At 57.3% G+C, this 771-nt stretch carries 1 protein-coding gene; it reads left to right on the top strand.

All coding sequences use genetic code 11. The features are described from left to right. A partial coding sequence (locus tag VI25_RS25285) for a DUF5916 domain-containing protein (protein WP_236705148.1) occupies window positions 1–771 on the top strand: 771 nt, incomplete at both ends.

The following is a 771-nucleotide window of genomic DNA, read 5'->3' on the forward strand; positions in this document are numbered from 1 at the left end:
CAACGTAACCGGCGGGCTGTTTCGCTTCGCCAATAAAAAGAACTCCTACGCCCTAGATGGTCGCTTGGTGTACTCGCGTCGGCGAGGCCAGCAATTTGGCTCCAAGGAGCAGATAGACGATCAGAACGGCTACAAGTACCAAGTGGGCCTCAGCAAAATCAGCGGCAACTTCACGTGGCAGCTGGGGCAGGGCATCGAGTCAGACACGTACAACCCCAACGACCTGGGAATTCTGTTCGGTAACAACAACATCAGCCAGTACCTCAACGTCAGCTACAACAAGTACAAGCCCTTCTGGAAGGTGAACAACCTTTATACGTGGGGTAGCCTCAACCACTCGTTGCTGTACAAGCCCACCCGCTACCAGAGCGCCAATGTAGCCGCGGGTTTCAACACCACCTTCACTAAAAACTTCCTGACCGTAGGTGCCAACGTAGATGCCAACCCCGTAACCAACGACTATTACGAGCCCCGCCAGTCTCCGCTGGGCGACTACTACGTGCGGGTGCCAGCCAATGCCAACGTAGACGGCTTTGCTTCTTCCGACTACCGCAAGAAGCTGGCGTGGGATGTAGGTGCCGGAGTGCGCTGGTACGCCGAGGACGACCGACTAGCACGCCCACGCCGCATGGGCTACGGCTGGAGTGTGTCGCCACGCTACCGCGTAAACAACCAACTGAACTTCCGCTACGCCCTCGACTGGAACTTGCGCCAGAACCAGATCGGCTACGTGAACGGCGACCTGAGCTTTAGTCAGCCGCTGGATACCGC

The organism is Hymenobacter sp. AT01-02 (genome assembly GCF_000961955.2).
Lineage (GTDB): Bacteria > Bacteroidota > Bacteroidia > Cytophagales > Hymenobacteraceae > Hymenobacter > Hymenobacter mucosus.